General features: G+C 69.3%; 7 protein-coding genes. 3 read left to right on the top strand and 4 right to left on the bottom strand.

The window, feature by feature from the left end; translation table 11 throughout:
- A partial coding sequence (locus VOI19_RS14195; RefSeq protein ID WP_323793615.1) for an AAA family ATPase occupies positions 1-726 on the bottom strand: 726 nt, incomplete at its 3' end.
- 463 nt (positions 727-1,189) lie between these two features.
- Here VOI19_RS14195 and VOI19_RS14190 point away from each other — a divergent pair.
- Together VOI19_RS14190 and VOI19_RS14185 are read left to right on the top strand one after the other, a co-directional pair.
- A complete protein-coding gene (locus tag VOI19_RS14190; RefSeq protein WP_323793614.1) occupies positions 1,190-1,630 on the top strand; it encodes a thioredoxin family protein in 441 nt (146 codons plus the stop codon).
- 19 nt (positions 1,631-1,649) lie between these two features.
- Positions 1,650-2,168: a hypothetical protein gene (locus VOI19_RS14185; RefSeq protein WP_323793613.1), complete on the top strand. Its 519-nt coding sequence runs from the start codon at positions 1,650-1,652 to the stop codon at positions 2,166-2,168.
- On the opposite strand, the gene VOI19_RS14180 is transcribed toward VOI19_RS14185, so the two are convergent.
- From VOI19_RS14180 to VOI19_RS14170, 3 genes are all read right to left on the bottom strand, one after another.
- Positions 2,119-2,655 carry a hypothetical protein gene (locus tag VOI19_RS14180; protein ID WP_323793612.1) on the bottom strand — a complete coding sequence of 179 codons (537 nt, stop codon included), beginning with the start codon at positions 2,653-2,655 and terminating at the stop codon, positions 2,119-2,121. The two genes, VOI19_RS14185 and VOI19_RS14180, sit on opposite strands and share 50 nt — an antisense overlap.
- A 49-nt stretch (positions 2,656-2,704) precedes the next feature.
- Positions 2,705-3,178, bottom strand: a complete 474-nt coding sequence (locus VOI19_RS14175; protein WP_323793611.1) for a hypothetical protein — start codon at positions 3,176-3,178, stop codon at positions 2,705-2,707.
- A gap of 83 nt (positions 3,179-3,261) precedes the next feature.
- Positions 3,262-4,713 (bottom strand): polysaccharide biosynthesis tyrosine autokinase, encoded by a 1,452-nt coding sequence (locus tag VOI19_RS14170; RefSeq protein WP_323793610.1) that lies wholly within the window; start codon positions 4,711-4,713, stop codon positions 3,262-3,264.
- A 43-nt stretch (positions 4,714-4,756) separates the two neighbouring features.
- On the opposite strand from VOI19_RS14170, the gene VOI19_RS14165 reads away from it, so the two are divergent.
- Positions 4,757-4,964: hypothetical protein (locus tag VOI19_RS14165; protein ID WP_323793609.1), on the top strand; the 208-nt coding region annotated here is incomplete at its 3' end.

Below are 4,964 nucleotides of genomic sequence, written 5' to 3'. Positions count from 1 at the left end.
TCCGATCTGTCGGTCGCCGAGCGACGACCTCGCGTCGCGGGTGGCGCCCACGAGGTCGACGATGTAGCGCTTGACGGCCGGGTCGACGAAGACGGCATCAGTGGCGCGTTGGAGCGCGAGGACGTCGTCGAGCGTGGCGACGGGTGCGACCGCGGCGCCGTCGCGTCCCAGGGTGCCGTCGGCAATGCGGTCGAGCACCATCAGCTCGTCGGCCGACGACGGGTAGTCGACGACCTCCTTGAGCAGGAAACGGTCCATCTGTGCGCGCGGAAGCACGTAGGTGCCCTCGTCGTCGAGGGGGTTCTGGGTCGCGAGCACCAGGAAGGGTCGGGGGAGACGGTGCACGACACCGGCGATGGAGGTCTGCCGCTCCTGCATCGCCTCGAGCATCGCCGACTGGGTCTTGGCGCTGGAGCGGTTGATCTCGTCGAGGAGGACGACGTTGGCGTGCACCGGCCCGAGCTGGGTCTCGAACTCGTGGGTGCGCGGGTCGTAGACCTGGGTGCCGACCACGTCGCTGGGCAGCAGGTCGGGCGTGCACTGGATGCGCGAGAAGTGGGCTCCGACCGCCTGGGCCAAGGTGGACGCAGCCAGAGTCTTGGCGAGCCCGGGCACGCTCTCGAGCAGCACGTGCCCCTCGGTGGCGAGGCCGACGAGCAGCGATCGACGCAGCCGCTCCTGACCCGCGACGCGGGTGGCGAAGGCATCCGAAATTGCAGCAATCACGTCGGCGACGCGGCCGGCGGTGAGCTCGTCGGTTACCGAAGCAGCGTGACTGATGGCGGCGCCTTCTCTCCCGATAGTGATGTGCGCCAGCAGCCTATCCGAGCGCAGCCGCGACCCCGGAGGCTGAGCAGGCGACGGAGGAGCCCTCGACGGAGCCGCGTCCTTCTGGAGGCTGAGCAGGCGACGGAGGAGCCGTCGACGAAGCCCCGCCCTCCGGCGGCTGAGCAGGCGACGGAGGAGCCGTCGACGAAGCCGCGCCCACCGGAGGCTGAGCAGGCGACGAAGGAGCCGTCGACGAAGCCCCGTGCCCTCCGGAGGCTGAGCAGGCGACGGAGGAGCCGTTGACGAAGCCCCGTGAGTCGAAAGGCTGCCGATCCCAAGGTCACGCCCGTCGCTGGCGCTCGTCGCACCTCAATCACCGTCGACCCGGAATGCGGACGACCCCGCTACCGTTCTCATTCCTATGAGCACCGGAGCCTGGGTCGCGATCGCGGCCGTCGTGGTCGCACTCGCCTTCGGCCTCTACCGAGCCCGCACCGACGGCCGCTACAAGCAGACAGCCCCCTCAAAGGACACCGCCACGGAGACGACGGCCCCGAGTTTGCTCGCCGACACCCCCTGGGTCGACCAGGTGGGGGAGCGGGCCACGCTGCTGCAGTTCTCCTCTGCCTTCTGCGCCCCCTGCCGGGCTACTCGCCGCATTCTCACCGACGTCGCCGCCGAGACCGACGGCATCGCCCACATCGAGGTCGACGCCGAGGAGCACCTCGACGTCGTACGCCGCCTGGGGATCATGCGCACGCCCACCACGATCGTCCTCGACCGTTCCGGCCACGAGCTCGGTCGGGCAGTGGGTGCGCCGACCAAGGCGCAGGTGCTCGCGTCGCTCCCCGATCCGGTCTGAGTCCTGCCAGAGTGTGCCCATGAAGATCCTGGTGGTCTGCGTGGGCAACATCTGCCGCTCGCCCCTGGCCGAGCGACTCCTGCGGGCACGGCTGGGTGAGGAAGCCACGGTGACCAGCGCGGGCCTGCGCGCGACCGGCGGTCAGCCGATGGAACCGCACGCGGCCGCCGAGCTCACCAGGCTCGGCGGCGACCCAGCCGGGTTCGCCTCCCAGGTGGCGACGCCGCTGGTCATCGAGAGTGCCGACCTGGTGCTCACCATGACCAAAGACCTGCGCACCGACGTGCTCCAGCGTTCGCCGCGAATGATGCGGCGCACCTTCACGCTGGGGGAGTTCGCCGCGATCTGCGAGGCGGTGCCCGGCCTCGCGTCAGCGCCCGATCTCATCGCTGCAGCCGCGCGCTCGCGCTCCCACGGCGCCGGCGCGGCCGACGTGCCGGACCCGATCGGTCAGACGGCGCAGGTGCACGCCGAGGTCGCCGACCTGATCAGCTCGTTGCTTGACGCTCCCGTGCGCGTGCTGCGTCGCGAGGACTGACTGCGCCGGTGTCTCTCCGGGCCGGGATCGCGAAACTGACCCGTGCGAGGTCGTGGTCCGGTGCAGTGAACGACAGGACGAATGACCCGCCGACTCCTTCGTCGTCGAAGTACACGCCGTTCGGTACGGCCACGGTTTCGCCCGCTGCTGACGAGGCCGCCCGGCTGTAGACGATCGCGCCGGGCGACGAAGACGTCAGCGCCCACCCGCTCGGGGTGCCTAACTGAAAGAGGAAGCGGCCGGGGTTGGTCACGGTCATCACGAGACCGGCGGCAGGGATAGCGCTGTCCGGGGTGATGGTGAACCCGTCGTAACGCAAGGTTGAGAAGAGGCCGTCGTGCTCGATCCTGGTGCTTCCGAGGGCCAGGATCAGGGCACGCCCGCTGCCGGACACGGCGGTCGCGGGCGCTGCTGTGGCCAGCACGATGGCGGGTGCGGTCCAGGCGCCGGCCTTGATGAGGCTGCGACGGGTGGGGGTGAAGGACATGCGCAACCGATCGGCAACGATCCCTCCCGTCTGAGGGGTTCGAGTCGATCTACTCCGGAATGGCGAAGGTGATCCGGGCCCTGTCATGGTCTGGGGCGGAGACCGTCACTACGAAGGCGCCACCGCCGCCGCTGTCGTTGAGGTAGGTCCCGTTCGGCACGACGAACTTTTGGCCGGCCTTCGCGGCGACTGTGTTCGTGTAGACGAGCTTCTGTGCTGAGCTCGACGTCAGCGTCCAGCCGTCCGGCGTCCCGAGCTCGGTGAGGGAGCGGTCCGGGTTGGTCACGGTGATCGTCAGCTCGCCCTTGCCGACGTCGCTGGCCGCGGTGATCGAGAATCCGCGGAACTGCAGGGCGTTGAGTCCGAACTCGTTGACCACCGCCGTACCGCCACCTGCCACGGCGAACGCACGGCTGCCGGAGGCAGCGAAGGTCGGTGCAGCGGTGGCGAGCACGATGGCGGGTGCCGTCCAGGCGCCGGCCTTGATCAGGCTGCGGCGGGTGGGGGAAGAGGAGTGGGTCATGGCGGCCTCGAGCTGAGATCGACGATGGGGAAGTTCCCATCGGCACGAGAGGTCGTCGACCTGAGGGGTCGCCGGCCGGCGCCTTATCGAGCGGCGCGCTTGCCACCGCTCGGGGCCGAGTCGGCACCACCACGACGGCTCAGTCGCGCCTTGATCCCCTTCTTCCCCTCGTCGGCCGCTCCGTAATAGCTGCCTGCGGCGTAGTAGCCGGCTCCGCGTCGCGGCATCCGGTTGAAGACGACTCCCAGCACGTGCCCCTGCACGGCGGTCAGCTGCCGCAGGCACTCGTCGAGCTCGGTGTCGAGGGTCTTGCCGTGAGACACGACGACGATCGCGCCGTCCGCGCTGCGGGTCAGGACAGCGGCGTCGGTCACCGGCAACAGGGGAGGCGCATCGACGATGACGATGCCTCGTCCGGAGAGTTCCTTGAGCAGTGCCTGCATCGCGTGGGAGCCCAGCATTTCGCTGGGGTTGGGCGGCGTGCTGCCTGCCGCCAGCACGTGCAGGTTCTCGAAGGACGCGTGCTCCTGAAGGACGTCGTCGAGCTCGACCTGACCGATGAGCACGTCGGTCAGGCCGGCACCTTCGACGAGCCCGAGCTTGTCGGCCACGGTCGGACGGCGCAGGTCGCCGTCCACGAGGGTGACGGGCTGCCCCGACAACGAGACCGCAGCGGCGAGGTTGGCCGCGACCGTCGACTTGCCGTCTTGGGGTCGGGCACTGGTCACGACGATCACCCGTGGCGGGTTGTCGACGTTCATATAGGTGAGGTTCGAGCGGAGCCGGCGGAAGGACTCCCCGATGCCAAAGCTCTGCTGGTCGATGGCGTCGGTGACGAACAATCCGTCCTCGTGGGGAAGCCCTGTGGCGGGCAGCCGCCCGACGATGGGCACGCCGAAGCGGCGCTCGGCTTCCTCGGGTGAGCGCAACCGCCGGTCGAGGAGCGAGCGGAGCGTGGCGTAGCCGATCGCGAGCAGGAGTCCGAGCACGAGCCCGAGGGCAAGGTTGCGAGCCGGCAGCGGGGAGACCGGAGTCGAGGGCAGGGCGGCAGCCTCGGTGGGCTCGATCCCCAGGACCCCCAGGGTGCCGGAGTCGGTTGGGTCCTCGAGCTCGGCGACCCGCTGCGAGAGCGCGCGCACCCAGGCATCGGCGAGGCGCTGCGCCTCGATCGGTGAGCTCGAGCGTGCCTTGATCTTGATCAGGACGGTGTTGAGCGGCTGGTCGACCTCGATGTTGCCGATGAGTGCTGAGGCAGTGGTCGACAATCCCAGCTCTTCGATGGCCAGGTCGGCCACCGCACGGCTCTTCGCGATGTCGACGTACGACGCCGCCCGCGACTTGGCGAGCGAGTCGTTGAGCTGGGCGAGCCCGGAGTCGGCGGCCTGCCCGGCGGTGACGAACCCGCCGGCGTCGGCGGCGTACACCTTGGGCTGCGTGAGTGTATAGAGGCCCGCGGCGCTGACGGTGAACACGACGATGAGCGCGACGCCGACCCAGTGGTTGCGGATAGCACGCAGATAGTCGAGTAGTTCCATGGTTCCCGGTCCTTCTAGGTCGTCAGAGCCCTACGCTTCGCAAGTGACTGCTGCACCCCTCCGAGACTGCATCCTGCATCTTAGGTGCCTCGACACCGACGTGCGGGTGGAGTTCGCAGGTTCGGGTGCCCCTGATCTCTTCGCGAAGGCACGGAAGGCCTGGAGCCGCTGTCTGGCCGAGCCCTCCGACACCGCCGTCCACCGACTCGTCCTGGTCACCGACTCGGAGGCTGAGCAGCGAGCGAAGCGAG

Origin of the sequence: Nocardioides sp. (genome assembly GCF_034670285.1) — a bacterium.
Classification (GTDB): domain Bacteria; phylum Actinomycetota; class Actinomycetes; order Propionibacteriales; family Nocardioidaceae; genus Nocardioides.
The sequence above is the reverse complement of the archived record's forward strand: the minus strand, read 5'-3'. Positions and strand labels throughout refer to the sequence as shown.

Bases quoted from the DNA above. Each gene is read 5' to 3' on its own strand.
- VOI19_RS14190 (WP_323793614.1), top strand. From the start codon at position 1,190: ATGAGCACCGGAGCCTGGGTCGCGATCGCGGCCGTCGTGGTCGCACTC.
- VOI19_RS14185 (WP_323793613.1), top strand. From the start codon at position 1,650: ATGAAGATCCTGGTGGTCTGCGTGGGCAACATCTGCCGCTCGCCCCTG.
- VOI19_RS14180 (WP_323793612.1), bottom strand. From the start codon at position 2,655: ATGTCCTTCACCCCCACCCGTCGCAGCCTCATCAAGGCCGGCGCCTGG.
- VOI19_RS14175 (WP_323793611.1), bottom strand. From the start codon at position 3,178: ATGACCCACTCCTCTTCCCCCACCCGCCGCAGCCTGATCAAGGCCGGC.
- VOI19_RS14170 (WP_323793610.1), bottom strand. From the start codon at position 4,713: ATGGAACTACTCGACTATCTGCGTGCTATCCGCAACCACTGGGTCGGC.